Origin of the sequence: Sediminicola sp. 1XM1-17 (genome assembly GCF_037203765.1) — a bacterium.
Taxonomy (GTDB): Bacteria; Bacteroidota; Bacteroidia; order Flavobacteriales; family Flavobacteriaceae; genus Sediminicola.
In genome coordinates this window covers 274,635-293,286 of sequence record NZ_JBBCAS010000005.1, presented here as the reverse complement: position 1 = coordinate 293,286, position 18,652 = coordinate 274,635, and the positions used below count along the sequence as shown (strand labels likewise).

At 41.4% G+C, this 18,652-nt stretch carries 16 protein-coding genes and 2 tRNA genes; 13 read left to right on the top strand and 5 right to left on the bottom strand.

What is annotated here, in order from left to right; translation table 11 throughout:
• Nucleotides 1–10: 10 nt before the first annotated feature.
• The 8 genes from nhaD to WAA86_RS09855 all read left to right on the top strand — a co-directional run bounded on the left by nhaD (nt 11) and on the right by WAA86_RS09855 (nt 7,330).
• Nucleotides 11–1,342, top strand: a complete 1,332-nt coding sequence (nhaD, locus tag WAA86_RS09890) for a sodium:proton antiporter NhaD (protein ID WP_337300835.1) — start codon at nt 11–13, stop codon at nt 1,340–1,342.
• A gap of 49 nt (nt 1,343–1,391) precedes the next feature.
• Complete coding sequence (locus WAA86_RS09885) at nt 1,392–2,084, top strand: MotA/TolQ/ExbB proton channel family protein (protein ID WP_337300834.1); 693 nt, start codon at nt 1,392–1,394, stop codon at nt 2,082–2,084.
• Between the two features lie 9 nt (nt 2,085–2,093).
• Entirely contained in the window at nt 2,094–2,480 is a 387-nt protein-coding gene (locus WAA86_RS09880; RefSeq protein WP_337300833.1) for an ExbD/TolR family protein, read from the top strand.
• Nucleotides 2,480–3,319 (top strand): energy transducer TonB, encoded by an 840-nt coding sequence (locus tag WAA86_RS09875; RefSeq protein WP_337300832.1) that lies wholly within the window; start codon nt 2,480–2,482, stop codon nt 3,317–3,319. The genes WAA86_RS09880 and WAA86_RS09875 overlap by 1 nt, the downstream gene beginning before the upstream one ends.
• Nucleotides 3,320–3,322: 3 nt before the next feature.
• Nucleotides 3,323–4,534, top strand: coding sequence for a bifunctional folylpolyglutamate synthase/dihydrofolate synthase (locus WAA86_RS09870; protein WP_337300831.1), 1,212 nt, complete (start codon nt 3,323–3,325; stop codon nt 4,532–4,534).
• Between the two features lie 105 nt (nt 4,535–4,639).
• A tRNA-Val gene (locus tag WAA86_RS09865) sits at nt 4,640–4,714 on the top strand.
• Nucleotides 4,715–5,152: 438 nt separating this feature from the next.
• Complete coding sequence (locus tag WAA86_RS09860) at nt 5,153–5,893, top strand: SDR family oxidoreductase (protein ID WP_337300830.1); 741 nt, start codon at nt 5,153–5,155, stop codon at nt 5,891–5,893.
• Between the two features lie 42 nt (nt 5,894–5,935).
• Complete coding sequence (locus tag WAA86_RS09855) at nt 5,936–7,330, top strand: NAD-dependent succinate-semialdehyde dehydrogenase (protein WP_337300829.1); 1,395 nt, start codon at nt 5,936–5,938, stop codon at nt 7,328–7,330.
• A gap of 102 nt (nt 7,331–7,432) precedes the next feature.
• On the opposite strand, the gene WAA86_RS09850 is transcribed toward WAA86_RS09855, so the two are convergent.
• Entirely contained in the window at nt 7,433–8,416 is a 984-nt protein-coding gene (locus tag WAA86_RS09850) for a carbohydrate kinase family protein (protein WP_337300828.1), read from the bottom strand.
• Nucleotides 8,417–8,801: 385 nt separating this feature from the next.
• Here WAA86_RS09850 and WAA86_RS09845 point away from each other — a divergent pair.
• A tRNA-Val gene (locus tag WAA86_RS09845) sits at nt 8,802–8,876 on the top strand.
• 167 nt (nt 8,877–9,043) lie between these two features.
• On the opposite strand, the gene WAA86_RS09840 is transcribed toward WAA86_RS09845, so the two are convergent.
• The 4 genes from WAA86_RS09840 to gldJ form a co-directional block, all read right to left on the bottom strand.
• Entirely contained in the window at nt 9,044–10,318 is a 1,275-nt protein-coding gene (locus tag WAA86_RS09840) for a UDP-N-acetylmuramoyl-tripeptide--D-alanyl-D-alanine ligase (RefSeq protein WP_337300827.1), read from the bottom strand.
• 240 nt (nt 10,319–10,558) lie between these two features.
• Nucleotides 10,559–10,729, bottom strand: coding sequence for a DUF6747 family protein (locus tag WAA86_RS09835; protein WP_337300826.1), 171 nt, complete (start codon nt 10,727–10,729; stop codon nt 10,559–10,561).
• Between the two features lie 357 nt (nt 10,730–11,086).
• Complete coding sequence (locus WAA86_RS09830; RefSeq protein WP_337300825.1) at nt 11,087–11,257, bottom strand: DUF6747 family protein; 171 nt, start codon at nt 11,255–11,257, stop codon at nt 11,087–11,089.
• A 758-nt stretch (nt 11,258–12,015) separates the two neighbouring features.
• Nucleotides 12,016–13,677 (bottom strand): gliding motility lipoprotein GldJ, encoded by a 1,662-nt coding sequence (gldJ, locus tag WAA86_RS09825; RefSeq protein ID WP_337300824.1) that lies wholly within the window; start codon nt 13,675–13,677, stop codon nt 12,016–12,018.
• A gap of 430 nt (nt 13,678–14,107) precedes the next feature.
• Here gldJ and porV point away from each other — a divergent pair, with 430 nt between their 5' ends.
• The 4 genes from porV to WAA86_RS09805 all read left to right on the top strand — a co-directional run bounded on the left by porV (nt 14,108) and on the right by WAA86_RS09805 (nt 18,617).
• Nucleotides 14,108–15,253, top strand: a complete 1,146-nt coding sequence (gene porV, locus WAA86_RS09820; RefSeq protein ID WP_337300823.1) for a type IX secretion system outer membrane channel protein PorV — start codon at nt 14,108–14,110, stop codon at nt 15,251–15,253.
• Nucleotides 15,254–15,321: 68 nt separating this feature from the next.
• Nucleotides 15,322–15,807, top strand: coding sequence for a cytidine deaminase (gene cdd, locus WAA86_RS09815; protein WP_337300822.1), 486 nt, complete (start codon nt 15,322–15,324; stop codon nt 15,805–15,807).
• Between the two features lie 163 nt (nt 15,808–15,970).
• Nucleotides 15,971–16,969 carry a pyruvate dehydrogenase (acetyl-transferring) E1 component subunit alpha gene (pdhA, locus tag WAA86_RS09810; RefSeq protein ID WP_337300821.1) on the top strand — a complete coding sequence of 333 codons (999 nt, stop codon included), beginning with the start codon at nt 15,971–15,973 and terminating at the stop codon, nt 16,967–16,969.
• Nucleotides 16,970–16,973: 4 nt separating this feature from the next.
• Nucleotides 16,974–18,617: a pyruvate dehydrogenase complex dihydrolipoamide acetyltransferase gene (locus WAA86_RS09805; RefSeq protein WP_337300820.1), complete on the top strand. Its 1,644-nt coding sequence runs from the start codon at nt 16,974–16,976 to the stop codon at nt 18,615–18,617.
• Nucleotides 18,618–18,652 lie beyond the last annotated feature (35 nt).

Sequence of the window (18,652 nt, the reverse complement as noted above, 5' to 3'; positions counted from 1 at the left end):
CCAACCGAATATGGAGAGCATTATTATTATTGTATTTATTGTGGGTTATTTGGCAATAACCCTAGAGCACAACCTAAAGATTGATAAGCTGATACCCGCTTTGGCCATGATGGCATTGCTATGGGCCATTATTGCCTTGACGCACTTGCCCGTTTTTGAGGTCAATGCAGAGTTAAGGGAATTGGAGCCTACTCATATCGATGAAATATTGCTGCACCACCTGGGAAAGACAGCAGAAATATTGGTATTCCTTCTAGGGGCCATGACCATAGTTGAGATCATTGATTATTTTGATGGATTCGCTACCATTAAAGGGTTTATAAAGACTAGGAGCAAAAAGAAACTGTTGTGGTTGTTCTCTATTCTTGCCTTTATTCTGTCGGCGATCATTGATAACCTCACGGCTACCATTGTATTGATCACAATTTTGCAAAAAGTAATCAGGGACAGGGAAACCAGATTGTGGTTCGCGGGTATGGTCATCATAGCTGCCAATGCCGGTGGAGCCTGGTCTCCCATTGGCGATGTTACAACTACTATGTTGTGGATAGCCAACAAGGTTTCGGCCTTACAATTGGTAGAGCACGTATTATTGCCTTCTATTGTATGTATGGTGATTCCAACGATAATAGCCAGTAGATTTAAGGCATTTCAAGGAAACATAGATGGTGAATTTGATGATGAAGCGCCAAAATCAAAATTTGGATCTACTATGTTGTATTTGGGACTTGGGGCCATTGTTTTTGTTCCGTTCTTTAAAACAATCACCCATCTTCCTCCATATGTGGGGATGATGTTGTCTTTGGCGATTGTAGCTACATTTGCGGAAATCTACAGTAGTTCCAAATTCAGTCTTTCTACAGTGGACGGGGAGAGTGACGCTGCTGCGCACCATAGCCCGGTACATTCTTCGCTTTCCAAAATTGAACTTCCCAGTATCTTGTTCTTCTTGGGAATCTTATTGGCTGTAGCCGCCCTTGAATCTTTGGGTATGCTGTTCCATTTTGCAGAGGGATTAAATTCTGCCATTCCCAATACGGATATTGTAGTGATGTTATTGGGTGCGGGATCTGCCGTAATAGATAACGTTCCGTTGGTTGCTGCCAGTATTGGTATGTTCTCCGAAGGAATGGATAGCCCGCTATGGCATTTTATTGCTTATTCCGCTGGAACCGGGGGTAGTATGCTTATTATAGGTTCTGCCGCAGGGGTGGTTGCCATGGGAATGGAAAAGATAGATTTCTTCTGGTACCTTAAGAAAATAGCATGGTTGGCACTGGTTGGATTCTTGGCTGGGGCAGTATCATTTATTTTGTTGAGAGATTTAATATTGAACGCATAATTTAAATGACAAATTACCGTTATAACGGCAACACTAATTAAGAGAACCTATGTTAATATTTCAAGATCTTGTCCAAGATCCGGCTCTTGACGCCGTTGTATCAGAGGAAAAAACACTTTCAATCATCGATTTGATCGTCGATGGTGGTACGGGAAGTATCCTTATCATTTCGGTATTGTTTGTCATGTTGTTTGTAGCGTTGTATATCTATTTTGAGCGCATCTTTGCCATTAAGGCGGCCTCAAAGATAGATAGTAACTTTATGAACCAGATCAGGGACCATGTGTCCAACGGAAAGTTGGAAGCGGCAAAGTTGTTATGTGCCCAGACTGATTCTCCGGTGGCCAGATTAACGGAAAAAGGAATTTCCAGAATCGGGAAGCCCCTGGATGATATCAACACGGCAATTGAAAATGCCGGTACCTTGGAAGTATACAAATTGGAGAAGAACGTAAGTGTTCTTGCGACCGTTGCCGGTGCTGCGCCCATGATTGGATTTTTGGGAACCGTTATTGGTATGATTCTTGCCTTCCATCAAATGGCAAGTAACGGGGGCCAGGCGGAAATGGGGTCCTTGGCTTCGGGGATCTATACTGCAATGACTACGACCGTTGCGGGTCTAATTGTTGGTATTATTGCGTATATAGGATATAACCATTTGGTCAACAGAACGGATAAGGTAGTACATAAGATGGAGGCCAATGCCGTGGAATTTTTGGATCTGTTGAACGAACCCCTTTAATCTACAGGTATGAAACTAAAAGGAAGAAATAAGGTCAGTCCAGATTTTAGTATGTCCTCCATGACGGACATCGTATTTCTGTTGCTGATTTTCTTCATGCTAACAGCAAATTCGCCAAATGCCTTGGATTTGTTGTTGCCCAAAGCAAAGGGGAAATCCACCAATACCCAAAATGTTTCCGTGAGTATTACCAAGGACTTGGAGTACTACGTGAACAACGAGAGGATCAATGGTGCATATGTTGAAGTAGAATTAAAAAAGGCACTGGAAGGACAGGATAAGCCTACAATTATACTGAGGGCGGAAGAAAATGTTGCCATCAAAGAGGCGGTCAACGTTATGGAAATCGCTAACAGGAACAATTATAAGGTCATCTTGGCCGTGCGACCCAATTAATGTTTTTTTTAGATACAAAACACAAGAAAAAATCCTTCACACTTACAACAGTTTTGTTAAGTGCACTACTGCTATTGCTTTTTTATATAGGTCTTACCTACATGGATCCGCCCATAGAAAATGGAATTTCTGTTAATTTTGGTACCACAGAATTTGGCTCTGGAAATGTTCAGCCCAAGGAACTGATAAAGACCGCACCGAAACAAGAAGTACAGCCTCAGCAAAAGGTTGAGGCCACGGTGACAGAAACGCCTAAAGAGAAAATGGAAGAGGTGCTGACAAGTGAAGATACGGACGCCCCGGTGATCCCTCCAAAGAAGAAGGAGGTTAAAAACACACCCAAGGTAGACTCCAAGCCTAAAGAAGAGGTAAAGAAGCCTGTTGAAAAGCCCAAGCCTTCCAAATCAACTACCGATGCACTGTCCAGTATTATAAACGGACCTAAGAATGACGGTACCGCTTCTGGTAGCGAAGGTAACGATAACAGGGCCGGAGATAAAGGACAGCCTGATGGTGATCCGTACGCCACAAGTTATTATGGTAGTGCGGGCTCTGGTTCCGGAACGGGGGGTTATGGACTTAATGGAAGATCCTTGGTAAGCCAAGGCAAGGTTCAACAGGAATGTAATGAAGAAGGAAGGGTCGTTGTAAAAATAGTGGTAGATAGAAATGGAAAGGTGGTAAGTGCCACCCCAGGAGTAAAAGGAACCACAAATAACAGCCCATGTCTCTTGGATCCCGCCAAAAGAACTGCCTTTATGCATAAATGGAATTTGGATTCCAACGCACCCAGTCAGCAAATTGGATTCGTTGTCGTCAATTTTAAATTGGGCGAATAATTCATGACTTATCAGGAAACCTTGGATTGGATGTTTGCACAGCTTCCAATGTACCAACTAAAGGGAAAGTCGGCCTTTAACGGTAAGTTGGATAATATCCTTAAGCTCGCAAATCATCTAAACCATCCCGAAAAAAAATTCAAGACCATACATGTAGCCGGTACCAATGGTAAAGGTTCAAGTAGTCATATGTTGGCCTCTGTACTTCAAGAGGCAGGATATAAGGTGGGACTTTATACTTCCCCTCATTTAAAGGATTTTAGGGAACGAATAAAAATAAATGGAGCCCATGTAGGGGAGGAGTATGTGATCAATTTTATTGATAAAAACAGGGAGTTTCTGACCCTGAACAAGCTTTCTTTTTTCGAAATGACCGTAGGTATGGCTTTTGATTTCTTTGCCATGGAGCAAGTAGATATTGCCATTATAGAAGTAGGGTTGGGGGGAAGGCTCGATTCAACAAATATTATCATACCCGAGGTTTCCCTGATTACCAACATTGGTTTGGACCATATGGATATGTTGGGCACCACCCTCCCGGAAATTGCATCTGAAAAGGCCGGGGTCATCAAGCCCAATATCCCCGTGGTGATCAGTGAGTACCAGCAAGAAGTAGCAGAAGTCTTTTTAAGGGCTGCTCAGGAACGAAATGCAGTCATTGTCTTTGCTGCACATGAATCCCTTCCGGATTATAAGACCTCCCTATTGGGAAATTATCAAAAAATGAACGTTAAAGGGGTGTTGGCCACCTTGAAACAGCTCAAGGGTTATCACGTAACCGAGGAGCATATAATAGCCGGACTTTTAAAGGTAGTGGAAAATACCGGGTTGATGGGAAGATGGCAGATATTGGGAGAAGAACCATTGACGGTTTGTGATACGGCCCATAATGGTGAAGGTCTTTCAGTAGTTATACAACAGATCCATCAACAGAAGTTCAAAACCCTACATTTGGTTTTGGGCTTTGTAAAAGAGAAGAATTTGGAGGCTATCTTGCCCCTTTTTCCTAAAGAAGCTACCTACTATTTTTGTGCTCCACAAATTGAAAGAAAATTGGACGAGAATATCTTAAAGGAGCGGGCTGGGGCCTATGGACTTTTTGGAGATGTGTACAAATCTGTGGTTGAGGCATTTGAAGCGGCGAAGAACGGGGCAAAAAGCTCAGATTTCATATTCGTTGGTGGGAGTAATTTTGTGGTAGCAGAAGTAGTTTAATTATTTTTTCAATTTTTCTTTTGGGGATTCAAAAACTATATTATATTTGCACTCGCTTCTGGAAATGAGAAGCGGAAATTAATTGAAAGATTGGTTTTTAAGTACGGGCTCTTAGCTCAGCTGGTTCAGAGCACCTGCCTTACAAGCAGGGGGTCACTGGTTCGAACCCAGTAGGGCCCACAAAAAAAATCCTGTTCACTTTGTGAACGGGATTTTTTCGTTTATAGCATTAACCACATATTTCAATCTCTTCTATTCCCGCAATCAAAATCCAATCCAAGGGTTTCTTTGGGAATTCATGCCAACATTTTTTCTAAAGGCGATGGTTTTTATGCCAAGTTTCGGATGTTCAACATAGGCTTTGTCCGTTGCCATTTCCTATGCTGCTATGTTGGTTCCTGGAACACTTCATTTCCCTAAACCGTTCGTTTGGCAAGAGGTGCGTTGTGAACAGTATTGGCTTTTGGCACGTGGACTATGTTCCTGGTGAATGGTCTACGTGTGGACCTAAAACGTTAAACTATTCATAACAATAGGTTTAGCGTCAATGTTGCCTTGATATGAGCAAAGTATTGACCGTAAAAAGATTCAACTTTACTTTAAATCAAAAAAAACGCTATGAAAATGAAAGATAAAGTTGTCATAATTACTGGTGCATCGAGTGGCATTGGAGAGGCTACAGCAATTAAACTTGCAGAAAACGGAGCAAGGGTGGTATTGTCCGCTCGAAGGCAGGACAAACTTCAGGAGGTGAAGAAGGCCATTGTCAAAAATGGTGGTGAAGCCATGGTGGTAACCGCAGATGTCACCCAAAAGAAAGATTTTGAAGAGGTTGTTTCCAAAACTCTGGAGGCATACGGGACTATTGATGTCCTGGTCAATAATGCCGGACTCATGCCCCTGTCCTATGCAGAAAAGCTAAAAACGGAGGAATGGGACAAAATGATTGATGTGAACATCAAAGGTGTGTTAAACGGGGTGGCAGCGGTTCTGCCAACTTTAACCAAAAATAAAAGTGGACATATAGTAAATATTTCCTCCACGGCGGCCTATAAATATTTTCCGGGAGGATCTGTGTATTGTGCAACCAAAGCAGCTGTAAAAATGTTCTCTGAAGGATTACGGCAGGAATTGTCCCCGAAATATGGGATCAATATTACTTCGATTGAACCGGGAGCTGTTTCTACAGAACTTCTCGATACCATTACCGATAAGGATATACTAGAGCAGCTTTCGGGAATGAAAAATATGACCACCCTGGAAGCAGAGGATATTGCAGAGGCAATCTATTATGCCGTAACCCAGCCTAAGCGGGTAAACATCAATGATGTTTATATTATGCCGAGTGAACAACAATAAAGGAGGGGTATTAATAGAATAATAGTAATAAAGGAAAGCAACATGGAAGCATCAAGCACAGATAAAGTAATAACAACCGTTAATCCGGCAACAGGAAAAGAGATTTCGAATCATGAATTCATGTCGAATCAGGAAGCTGAAAAAACTATTGAAAATTGTCACAATGCCTTTAAAGCATGGAAACATGTTTCGCTTGAAGAGCGGGCAGACAAAATTAAGGCAGTGGGGAAGAGTCTTCAGAAGCACAAAGCAGAAATTGCTGAACTGATGACCCGTGAGATGGGGAAGCTGCTCTCGCAAAGCGAGCGTGAGGTAGATCTTTGTATAGCCATATGTGAATACACCGCGGAGAATGGCCCCAAAGAGCTTAAGAGTGAAACCAGAACACTTTCCGATGGTGGTAAAGGAATTGTAGCCTATTCGCCCATTGGTGTGATTTACGGGATACAACCCTGGAACTACCCTTCCTATCAAGTAGTACGATATGCCATAGCAAATTTGATGGCAGGAAATGGAATTCTATTAAAGCATGCTTCCAATGTTACCGGTTCCGGAAAATTATTGGAAAAGGTGTTTGCGGCCGCAGGATTGCCAGAATCTCTTTTTAGTGTACTGGTCATTAACCATGAGCAATCAGATGCCGTTATCAAAAATGATTATGTTTGTGGCGTTACCTTGACCGGAAGTTCTGGAGCGGGAAAGGATATTGGTAAGAAAGCCGGTGAGGAATTGAAAAAAACGGTGTTGGAGCTGGGAAGCAACGATGCGTATATTGTTTTGGAAGATGCTGATTTGGAATTGGCGGTGGAAAGTTGCGTTAAAGGACGTATTTATAATAATGGGGAAACCTGTATTGCAGCAAAGAGGTTCATTGTTGTGGATGCCATATATGACAGATTTAAGTCTTCATTTGTCTCTGCCATGAAAGCGTTGAAGGTTGGTGATCCTATGTCCAGGGAAAATGATATTGGTCCGATTGCACGGGAGGATCTCCGTAAGACCTTGCATGAACAAGTTGAAGAAAGTGTAGAAAAGGGTGCTGAAATCTTATGTGGAGGACAAATACCAGAGGGTGAAGGTTACTACTATCCAGCAACCGTGCTGGGGAATGTAATGCCTGGACAGCCGGCTTATGATGACGAACTTTTTGGGCCTGTCGCATCATTGATCAAGGCCAAGGATGAAAAAGATGCCATGCGTATTGCCAATGACAGTAGATTTGGCCTTGGAGGTGGTATATTTGCCAAAAACATAAAAAGGGCCACAGAGCTTGCAGAAAAGCACTTTGATACTGGCATGGTATTTATCAATACCTTCGGTCTGGCTTCTCCATCAATGCCTTTTGGGGGCGTCAAAAACTCGGGTTTTGGAAGGGAACACGGCGGATTTGGAATGAAAGAATTTGTCAATGTAAAGGGGATAACCATCGGAGGCTAAGCCCTAGGCATTTTAGAATGTTTCAAAACTTGATAGTTGGTATAAAAAAACCTGTTCCGTTCATGAACAGGTTTTTTTTTGTCAATAAAAATAAGCTCCCTATTATACCATGCCATAGGTTGCCAATATGATCTTATTGGTCTCATCTATATTTTTAAATACATTAAAGTCACGGCCTTGTGTCCTTTGGGCCCCCAAGGCATTGGCGTATTTGGCAGCCCTTATATAATTGGTTTTGTCCTTTAGGAGTCCATAACCAAGTCCTCCCGCAAAAGAATCACCGCACCCCGTGGTGTCCACCACATTGCTAACCCTTATGGAGGGTACAATTTCTTGGTGGATCTGGTTGTCTTTTTTGAAGAATACCGCACCTCCCTTGGAGTCCAAGGTTACTATTAGGGATTTTACACCATGGTTTAAGGTGTATTCTGCAAAGGAAGCCAAATGGTCTGTGCTTTCATCATTGACATGTTTCAAATTTTCCAGTTCGTATTCTTTTTCAAACCAACAGCATTTGGATTCTTCCAAGTTCATTTTTAAAACGTCGATGTATGGCAGCCATTGATCCCGATCGATCCAAAATTTTACAAGTCGGTCTCCTGTCATGGTTACCGTATTGGTGGGGCCATGGGCATCAAAAATGATAGTGCCTTGGCTGTTCTGTTTAATATACTTTAGGGTTTCAAGTGGTACTTCATAATCTGTTATGGGAACACAAACGAACACATCGCAATGCATAAGACTTTTTAGGTCCTCGGGTACAATCGGATTCATGAATCCCGTTTGTTTTTCCAATCGGTTGTTCTGATCAATAAACTTGAGGCTTATCACATCTCCCTGATCCAAATCTGAAGTGATGTGGTCTGTATTGATATTGGAGTAGTCCGACAATATTTCCTTTATGGGTCCCTCATCCTTTTTACGGACATGGGACACTAGGTGAACGGTTCCTTCATTTCCCAACAATTGGGCTAATCCTATGGCAGTATGCGTGGCACAACCGTACTTTTCTATGATCTCTCCTCGGTGGGTTGTAATATGATCTCTTGGAATTGGGCCAAGAACCGCGATATTATACTTTGCCATGCCTTATTTGTCGATTAGTTGTGAAACTTGTATAAAGTTCATCCTAAAATATACGAATTTTTTGGATTTTCCAACGATTAAATTTGGCAGTGGTATGGGAAGAAAACCTGATGCCGTCAGTTTATAATGATATCTGTGAATGGTCATAAGGGTTATTCTTTACATGTTGACTGGCCAAAATGGTATGGGCTCGGATCAGTAAATCCTTGTATCGGTAAGTTTTTGGAGATTTGTGTCTCGTATATGGTACAGGGGATAAAATATGGAAATGCTTTTATTTTGCGAAGGTTGAATGCGGTAGGCAGAACGATAAACTAAATCAAAGTTCTGCATTTTATAGTTTTTCAAAACTAAAATAAGTTTTACTTTAGCAGTCTCAATAAAGGGGGTATTAGCTCAGTTGGTTTAGAGCGCTGCCTTGACAGGGCAGAGGTCACTGGTTCGAATCCAGTATGTCCCACTTCAAAAAAATCCATCCCAGAGCTTTGGGATGGATTTTTTGTTTTTTGACAAGTTTGTTTTTCCCATGGACGTGGAAAGGTCAATGTTTTCGGTTCCTAGGTTGCGGATAGAGACAATATAACATCATGGATGTGCTGTCCGAAGGTATTTCCAAATTTGATGAAGCTATATGATATCCAATATTCGCTCCAGTGCCATTCCCCTGGATCCTTTGATAAGGATGCTGGCTTGTTTTGGGGGATTGTTTTTTAGGTGCTTGGCTAATTCATCAAAAGTTCTGAATTTTTGCAGGTCGCTTTCGGTCTTGTAAAAATTCTCCCCGATCAGGTATACTTTTTCAAATTTCGATGACGCCGCCAGGTCGGCAATGAACTGGTGTTCTTTGGCAGCGGTTTCTCCAAGTTCGAACATATCCCCTATAAAAACAATTTTATGGTGGGCTTCCATGACATCGAAGTTTTCCAAAGCTGCTTTCATACTGGTAGGATTGGCGTTATAGGCATCAAGAATAATTTGGTTTTCGTTTTTATGGATGATCTGTGACCTGTTGTTCTGCGGTTGGTAACCTTCTATGGCATTTTTAATTTCTGACAGGGGTATTTTAAAATAATGACCTATCAGAACTGCAACGCTGCAATTGGTGAAGTTATAGCTGCCTATTAGATTGGATTTTATTTTGGTACCATTGACTTCCAGTTCCACAAAGGGATTGGCCCCCAAATTAATTATGCGATACAATTCAGTATTTACTTGGCTGAAACCGGATTTTTTGGAATAATCCTTTAGTTTTTCCCTTTGGATGGGATCATCGCCATTGAAAAAAATAGTGCCCATATGCCCCATCAGAAATTGGTAAAGTTCACTTTTCCCTATAATAACCCCTTCCGCACTTCCAAATCCTTCAATATGTGCTTTGCCAAAGTTGGTGATATAACCAAAATCGGGCTCCGCCAAACTACACAAAAATTGTATTTCCAATATATGGTTGGCACCCATTTCAATAATGGCCAATTCAGTTTCCGGTGTGATACTCAAAAGTGTCAAAGGAACTCCTATGGGATTATTAAGGTTGCCTTTGGTAGCCACGGTTTTGTATCCTTTTGAAAGCACGGCATTGATCAATTCTTTTGTGGTGGTTTTGCCATTGCTGCCTGTAAGGGCTATGATTTTTGCCGGACAATAATTCCGATGATAGTTCCCAAGTTCCTGCAGGGTTTTCAAAACGTCCTCTACCAATATGGTTTCCCCAGGAACATGATAATCGCTATTGTCCACAATGGCATAACGAGCGCCTTTGGTTATGGCTTCTTTTGCATATTTATTTCCGTCGAAATTATCTCCCTTCAGTGCAAAAAAGAGACATCGATCTGTTATTTTTCGGGTATCTGTGCTTACTGTTGGATATTCCATGAATATCCTATGTAGTTCTTGTATGCTCATTTGGTGGCCGTAATAGTGTGTTTGTAAATCCAAGGCAAGATAAAACCAAAAAGGAAAAACCATGCTTTTTTTGGATAGTAAATTTATTCAATTTCTTAGATTGACCATGCTAGAAAGGTGTAGGCTTTGAAACCGATCTTCTCAGAAGTATTCTTTCGCCACCTGCCTTTGACTTGGCCGTAAATAAAAAGAACACCCCAGATGGAGTGTTCTTTTACCGAAACCTATTGCTTTTGTACCCTAATCAAAAGCAAAACCTGTAGAAACCCTAAAGGCGAATGCATAAAGTGCTATGAAGTAAGTAGATGCACAAAACAATGCCAAAGCCTTAAAAGAATGTTTTGCAATCTTGCTTCCCAAATTTTTGAAAGCTTCAAAATAAATCTCTTTAATTAATAATACGTTTTTCATAATATGGGGATATTTAGTTATGTTAATATTTAGATGAACAGTTGTTAACATGTTGTCCTGTATATAGAAGGGCGATTCTTACATATTATTGGATAATTTCGATGAAATGCACTTTATGGGGGTTGAAATACGAAAACCCTACGGTTAATCGGTGATTTATATCGTTGAGGGGGAATCATAAATGACTGATAATACGTTTGTTAACCCTGGGCAGGAAGTCAATAAAGCACTTTGTAGGGTAGGTTTGGGCAGTTGGCAACTTAATTAATCATCCATGTGCAAAATGGGGATGAGTTTCTTATAAATAAAAAAACGTCCCCAGTGGGGACGTTTCTACAAAACCCTTTGCTTTTAATCCTACTCAAAAGCAAAACCCGTGGAAATCCTAAAAACCAATGCGTATAATGCAATTAAATAACTGGAAGCAAACAAAACTGCTAGAGCTTTAAATGAATGTTTTGTGAACTTGCTTCCTAAATTTCTAAAAGCTTCCGAATAAATTTCTCTGATCAATAATACGTTTTTCATGACTTGGGGATATTTAAATGTTAAACTTAGTTTGTTAATATAAAAGTGAACGCTTGTTCATTATTGTTGCTTTTACTATAAAGGGGATTCCTACATAATATTGGTAATATTCGACGAAATGCAGGTTTATTTAGACGAAATGCAATTCTGTGATGGTTTCTGACCGGATAAAGTGCGAATTACATCGATAAGATTCGGGTTAATTTGTTGATGACCAGAATGTTGAAATTTTAGTTTTCGATGGTTTTTGATTCTCGGGATGGAAGCATATACATTGGAATTTCACCTCTAAATATTTTTTGTGACCAATTTTAAGGATTATGTACCAACAGAGGTCGGTTTAAAAGACCTTTATAGTCGTGAGTGCTGTTTTGGTAATAGGGATAGGGCGGGGACCACGTACGGGAGGTTTGCAGATGAAGAGGATGGCATTAAGCGCTAAATGATTCTATTGGTGTTCTTTACGGGAAATAGGTGGCATGTGTTGATGCGGGAAGCAAGGCAATATGATACGAACAACATGGTGCACTTCGCTCATTAAATTTGGTAGGGTAAAGTGAGAATCTAACTAGGGAACAGCAGCTTAATCTGTTGTATGGATCGCTAATATTGAGCACCTCTGGTTCATAAAGAACAGGATGGCGTAGGGAAAGGGCTTGTATTGTATGGGAGAGTTCATATGTACATCAACGTTCATTAAATTTGGGGCATAAAAAAAGCCCTGTGAACAGGGCTTTTTATTTTATGTGGCAATAAGTTTACTTTGCTTTTTTAGCTCTTACCGTTTTGTTTTTGTCCTTCGATTTGGAACCTACTCTAGACATGGCGCATCTGAAACCGATATAATCGGTTGCCATGTACTGTGGCATGTATCTGCGCTGGGCAGGATCCAACCAGTAAGCTCTATCTCTCCAAGATCCTCCTTTGAAAACGCGTACTTCATCGTTTATCAAAGTGTTTCTGTCATTGGATTTATCGTATTTTCCGACTAATTTTCCGATAGAATCAACTTCAATCTTGTGCTTAGGGGAATTGTACATTTTCTTTTTGTTCGCATCCTCATCGTCGTCACTGAACTGGTCGTAGTATCTTGTAGAGCCCGGTTCACCGTCCCTATAGCCTCTGTTGTCACTGGAGGAGAAATTGGTTCTTAAATATGTTTCCTGCTCATCAACCGGAACCATTTTAACTTCGCCTGGTAGGTTTACCGCTACAATTTTTCCATTGGGCAACGTATCGTATACTATTTCATCCCTAAGGACATTGACTTTTCCGTCTTCGCCTATGGCAGACTTCATATAAACGTTACCTCTGTAGTAGTTGAAGTCACTTACTTCGTCATCCACAATAGGTCTATAGACGTCAGCAACCCATTCGGAAACGTTACCTGCCATGTCATATAGTCCAAAATCATTGGCTTTGTACGATTTCACTTCCGCAGTAATATCCGCACCGTCATCTGACCATCCGGCAATTCCGCCGTAATCACCTTTTCCTTGTTTAAAGTTGGCCAATTGGTCACCTCTACCTACTCTTTGTCCGTTTCTGGTGTAATCACCCTCCCAAGGATATTTTTTTCTTCCTCTATAATTGTTGTATTCCCTAGATCCTATCTGTGCCTGTGCAGCATATTCCCATTCAGTTTCCGTAGGTAACCTATATTCTGGTAAAATAATACCGCTACTTCTTTTGGCAAATACATTCACAGAATCTTTTTGCTTTTTTCCTTGAAGAGAATCAATGCTGCCGTTGTAAACAGACTCTGGTCTCATCAAATACGCCTCTGTACTGAAGGTGCCATCACCTTCCCCCTCAAGGGCCTTATATTTGGCTTCCTCGGCCAAGTAACCTTCGCGCTCCAACATAACTTCGTTGACACGGTCAGTTCTCCATTCGGCAAATTGTGTGGCCTGTACCCAATTTACACCTACCACTGGGTATTCCGCATATGCAGGATGACGCAGGTAGTTATTGGTCATGGTCTCATTGAAACCCAATCTGTTTCTCCACACTAGGGTATCTGGCAATGCGCCGGTATAAATGTGTGCATATTGAGGGTTGTCTGGAGGGTAAACACTTTTTAGATAGTCCAAATATTCCAGATACATGACATTGGTAACCTCGGTCTCATCCATATAGAAAGACTGGACATGTTGTGAGGTAGCCGTATTGTTCCAATCGTGCATCACATCATCTTGTACTTTACCCTTGGTAAAAGTTCCACCTTCAACAAAAACAAGACCAGGGGCCGTTTCCTGCTCCTTAAAGTCTGAATTGAACTGGAAACCACCTTCTTTGTCATTGATTTTCCAGCCTGTGGCTCTGGACGTATTCTTTGATGAGGAACTTTTACTACAACTGGTAAAACTTCCTGCTACAACGATACAAGAGAGTACAACTTTGATAAATTGTTTTTTCATAATTAGGACTTGAGTTCAAAAAAATATAAACTGCTATAAAGTAGTTTGGGATTCGTATTATTAATTAAAATGATTCGCATTTGGCTATAAGAACGATGATAAGCGTATAATATTTTACGCATTTCCATTTTTTTTCATTAATTCTGACCATTCCATTGCCTATGACGAATGTTTTCAAAATTCATAACGGCATAAAGCCAGGAATAGTATGAATGATCCCTATTCTTTTTGTGAAAATTGCAGTTTTTTTGGGATGCAAAAATAGAAATATGTGGGCTGGTTAATTGATAATAATCAATTATTACCAATCTTTTTTTAAAAGGACATAAGATATCGTCGAAATGTTCGTTAAGTTGTAATACAACTAATTTATTTTAGTTATTCGAATAAATTGAGCATTTTTGAGAACTAGCTTAATCAAAAGTAGAAAATGAAAAAAATTTTGACGCTTACGTTACTGGCATTGGTATGTAAAATATCTGCCCAAGAAGATAGGGTAATCACCACTGCGGTACCCTTTTTGACTATTGCCGCAGACGCACGTGCAGCCGGTATGGGAGATATGGGTGTTGCAACTTCTACAGATGCCTTTTCCCAGCAATGGAACCCTGCCAAGTTTGCCTTTGCAGAACGAAAAATGGGAATAGGGTTGAGCTATACCCCATATCTAGAGAGCATAATTACCGACATAGCCCTTTTGAATGCAGGCTATTACAATAAGTTGAACGATAGAAGTGCTTTTGCCTTGAGCTTGCGCTATTTTACCTTGGGTGAAATAGAGCTGCGACAGTTTGCCAATGATCCCGGTACAACCGCCAAACCAAACGAAGTAGCATTGGACGGTTCTTATTCCCTTAAGTTGAGTCAGACTTTCTCTATGGCCGTGGGCGGTAGATTCATCAGTTCAAATTTGAAATTTCAGGACGAAGCGGGGGCAGACTCCCAAGCAGCAAGTTCCTTTGCTGTTGATGTGGCCGGTTATTATCGTTCTAGGGAAATTGCCTATAATAATTTTGATGGTAGATGGAGGGCTGGTTTCAATGTGTCCAATCTCGGGGGTAAAATAGCTTATGACCAAGGCGGGCAAGGCAACTTTTTGCCGACCAACCTGAAGTTTGGAGCTGGATTTGATTTTATTTTAGATCAAGACAACGTATTGGGGATTACTTCAGAATTCAATAAATTATTGGTACCGACCCCTAGGGACTTTGATGGTGATGGGGATGTTGATTCAGCCGATAATGAAGAATATCAAAAAATAGGTTTCTTCAGTGGAGTGTTCGAATCCTTTGGGGATGCACCCGATGGATTCAGCGAGGAACTAAAAGAGGTTACCTGGGCCTTGGGCTTGGAATACGTATACCAAAATTCCTTTATGTTGCGTACCGGTTATTTTAATGAGAGCGAGGATAAGGGATCCAGAAAATTCTTCACGTTAGGAGCAGGATTCCAATTTAAGGCTACCCAAATAGACCTTTCTTACCTGTTCTCTTCTTCGAAGGTGAAAAACCCATTGGAGAATACGCTTCGATTTTCCCTTACGTTTAATTTAGGGGAGGAATTTTTTAACGATTAATCCAATAAAGGGTTCTATTTGGTTATAGTATCTTTGGAACCACACATCAATCCTTATAATATATTTCGTTGAGACAACAAACCATTTCCTTTGAGATGACCGTTTTTGATAACTTCGATGATTTGTCATTGGAAGACCAAAAACTCATGAAAGCGGCAATTTCGTCCAGAAGCAATGCTTATGCGCCATATTCCAATTTTTTGGTGGGTGCGGCTGTTTTGTTGGACAATGGTGAGATTGTAATTGGCAACAACCAGGAAAATGCCTCTTATCCATCCGGTCTTTGTGCGGAGAGAGTTGCTGTATTCTATGCAGGAGCAAAATATCCTGGTGTGTCCATCAAGGCCATAGCCATAACGGCAACTTCGGTAAAGTATGTTGTCAATGAGCCAGCAGCGCCTTGTGGCAATTGTAGGCAGGCCATTTCCGAATATGAACAGAAACAAGAGACTCCCATACAGCTCATGCTGATGGGCGAGACCGGTGAGGTCATAAAATGCAATTCCATTGGGGATATTCTACCCTTGGCATTTGGCAAGTCTTTTTTGGGTTGATCCCAAATTAGGTGCCATAGCGTGGATTTAACCAACTTCAAATCGATTTTTGCAATCTTTTTGTGGTTTCTTGTTAGCTTTTTCTTCAATTTTTTTTCTCTATTGTTTTTATGTGTATTTTTGTTTCTTGTTTGATACATAAGCTTCAATAAATACTGAATTAATGAAAAAAATAACCAAAGAAGTCTACCTTAAGTGGTATGAGGACATGTTGTTCTGGAGAAAATTTGAGGATAAACTTGCCGCCGTCTATATTCAACAAAAAGTTAGGGGCTTTTTGCACTTGTACAATGGGCAAGAGGCAGTTTTGGCCGGTTCCCTGCATGCCATGGACCTTTCCAAGGATAAGATGATCACGGCTTACCGGAACCACGTACAACCGATAGGAATGGGTGTAGACCCAAGGAATGTGATGGCGGAATTGTACGGTAAGGTGACAGGTACCTCTAAAGGAATGGGAGGATCAATGCATATCTTCTCCAAAGAAAAAGGATTTTATGGTGGCCACGGAATTGTTGGCGGCCAGATTCCTTTGGGAGCTGGGATGGCTTTTGCGGATAAATATTTTAAGAGAGATGCCGTGACCCTTTGTTATATGGGTGATGGTGCGGTAAGACAGGGATCTTTGCACGAAAGTTTTAACCTTGCCATGCTATGGAAATTACCGGTTGTCTTCATCTGTGAAAACAACGGTTATGCCATGGGTACCTCAGTGGCCAGAACCTCTTTTTCAACCGACATCTGGAAATTGGGCTTGGGCTATGAAATGCCTTGCGGTCCGGTAGACGGAATGGATCCTGAAACTGTGGCAAAGGAAGTAAGTAAGGCAGTGGAAAGAGCCAGAAGTGGTGGTGGACCAACATTTTTGGAAATGAAGACCTACAGATATAGAGGTCATTCCATGTCCGATGCCCAGCATTACAGGACAAAGGATGAGGTTGAGGAATACAAGAAAATTGACCCGATAAATCAAGTTCTCGAAATCATTAAGGAAAACAAATACGCTTCCGATGATGAGATCAAGAAAATCAATAAGCGCGTAAAGGACTTGGTTACCGAATGCGAGAAATTTGCAGACGAATCGGACTATCCGCCAGTACAGCAATTGTACGATATGGTATACGAGCAAAAGGATTATCCATTTTTACCACATAAATTATAAGTAGATGGCAGAAGTAATTAATATGCCAAGACTTAGCGATACCATGGAAGAGGGTACGGTAGCTAAGTGGCTTAAAAAAGTAGGGGACAAAATAGAGGAAGGTGATATTTTAGCCGAAATAGAGACCGATAAGGCCACCATGGAGTTTGAATCCTTTCATCAAGGTACATTGCTCCATATTGGTATTGAAGAGGGGGATGGTGCTCCTGTTGATTCTCTTTTGGCCATTATAGGTGAAGAAGGGGAAGATATTTCCGCATTATTGAGTGGGGATTCAAAATCTTCGGAAGCTACAGAAACAAAAAAGGAAGAATCTGCAGAACCGTCCAAATCAGAGGAAACTACAGCTGACGATGCTGGAGGATCATCTGAAATTCCTGAAGGCGTAGAAATTATCAAAATGCCTCGCCTTAGTGATACCATGGAAGAAGGAACAGTTGCTACCTGGTTGAAACAAGTGGGTGATGAGGTTTCTGAAGGGGATATTTTGGCCGAAATAGAAACGGACAAGGCTACCATGGAATTTGAGTCTTTCTATTCCGGAACCTTATTGTATATAGGTATCAAGGAAGGCGAATCTTCACCTGTAGATGCCGTATTGGCGATCATTGGTCCAAAAGGAACCAATGTTGATGCTGTGTTAAGTGGAAAAACTTCTGGCTCCAAGGAGTCCGCTCCCAAGACTGAAAAGAAGGAGGAGGCAAAGGTGGAGGAGAAATCTGCCGAGACCACAGCCCCTGCAGCTACCAGTGACGGAAAGCGAATCTTTGTTTCTCCTTTGGCAAAAAAGATAGCGGATGAAAAGGGCATAGATCTTTCCACCGTTACCGGAAGTGGAGATCACGGAAGGATCGTGAAAAAGGATATTGAGAACTATCAGCCAGCTCAAAAAGCTGCTGCCCCTGCACAGGCTGCAGCTCCGTCTACACCAGTTCAAAGTGCTGCCTTTAGCGCCCCTGTTGGTGAGGAGAGTAGTGAAGAGGTGAAAAACTCCCAAATGCGAAAAGTAATCGCCAAAAGATTGGGGGAATCCAAATTCAGTGCACCGCATTATTACCTTACCATAGAAGTGGATATGGACAATGCCAAGGCTTCCAGAGAGCAGATAAATAGCCTGCCGGATACCAAGGTGTCGTTTAACGATATGGTTGTTAAGGCATGTGCGATGGCCTTGAAAAAACACCCTCAGGTAAATACTTCATGGAATGGGGATACCACGCGTTACAACCACCATGTCAGTGTTGGGGTTGCCGTTGCCGTAGAGGACGGTCTTGTGGTTCCGGTATTGAAGTTTACCGATCAGATGGGGCTTTCTCAAATAGGAGCATCCGTTCGTGATTTGGCTGGGAAGGCCAGGAACAAAAAGTTGACCCCGGCCGAAATGGAAGGAAGCACCTTTACAGTATCCAACCTCGGTATGTTCGGAATCCTGGAATTCACGTCCATTATCAATCAGCCCAATTCTGCGATTTTATCCGTTGGAGCCATTGTTGAAAAACCAGTGGTCAAAAATGGACAAATTGTAGTAGGGAATACCATGACCGTTACCTTGGCCTGTGATCATAGGACTGTGGATGGAGCAACTGGAGCACAGTTTATGCAAACTTTAAGGGCTTATTTAGAGAACCCAGTTACCATGTTGGCATAACAGCGGTAACCAATTATTATATATTAGAGCATCCC

What these genes read in the sequence shown, in the direction of transcription:
- pdhA (WP_337300821.1), top strand. Translation starts at nt 15,971, where the DNA reads ATGAAAAAAATAACCAAAGAAGTCTACCTTAAGTGGTATGAGGACATG.
- gldJ (WP_337300824.1), bottom strand. Translation starts at nt 13,677, where the DNA reads ATGAAAAAACAATTTATCAAAGTTGTACTCTCTTGTATCGTTGTAGCA.
- WAA86_RS09875 (WP_337300832.1), top strand. Translation starts at nt 2,480, where the DNA reads ATGTTTTTTTTAGATACAAAACACAAGAAAAAATCCTTCACACTTACA.
- WAA86_RS09860 (WP_337300830.1), top strand. Translation starts at nt 5,153, where the DNA reads ATGAAAATGAAAGATAAAGTTGTCATAATTACTGGTGCATCGAGTGGC.
- WAA86_RS09870 (WP_337300831.1), top strand. Translation starts at nt 3,323, where the DNA reads ATGACTTATCAGGAAACCTTGGATTGGATGTTTGCACAGCTTCCAATG.
- WAA86_RS09830 (WP_337300825.1), bottom strand. Translation starts at nt 11,257, where the DNA reads ATGAAAAACGTATTATTGATCAGAGAAATTTATTCGGAAGCTTTTAGA.
- porV (WP_337300823.1), top strand. Translation starts at nt 14,108, where the DNA reads ATGAAAAAAATTTTGACGCTTACGTTACTGGCATTGGTATGTAAAATA.
- WAA86_RS09850 (WP_337300828.1), bottom strand. Translation starts at nt 8,416, where the DNA reads ATGGCAAAGTATAATATCGCGGTTCTTGGCCCAATTCCAAGAGATCAT.
- WAA86_RS09885 (WP_337300834.1), top strand. Translation starts at nt 1,392, where the DNA reads ATGTTAATATTTCAAGATCTTGTCCAAGATCCGGCTCTTGACGCCGTT.
- nhaD (WP_337300835.1), top strand. Translation starts at nt 11, where the DNA reads ATGGAGAGCATTATTATTATTGTATTTATTGTGGGTTATTTGGCAATA.
- WAA86_RS09855 (WP_337300829.1), top strand. Translation starts at nt 5,936, where the DNA reads ATGGAAGCATCAAGCACAGATAAAGTAATAACAACCGTTAATCCGGCA.
- WAA86_RS09840 (WP_337300827.1), bottom strand. Translation starts at nt 10,318, where the DNA reads ATGAGCATACAAGAACTACATAGGATATTCATGGAATATCCAACAGTA.
- WAA86_RS09880 (WP_337300833.1), top strand. Translation starts at nt 2,094, where the DNA reads ATGAAACTAAAAGGAAGAAATAAGGTCAGTCCAGATTTTAGTATGTCC.
- WAA86_RS09835 (WP_337300826.1), bottom strand. Translation starts at nt 10,729, where the DNA reads ATGAAAAACGTATTATTAATTAAAGAGATTTATTTTGAAGCTTTCAAA.
- WAA86_RS09805 (WP_337300820.1), top strand. Translation starts at nt 16,974, where the DNA reads ATGGCAGAAGTAATTAATATGCCAAGACTTAGCGATACCATGGAAGAG.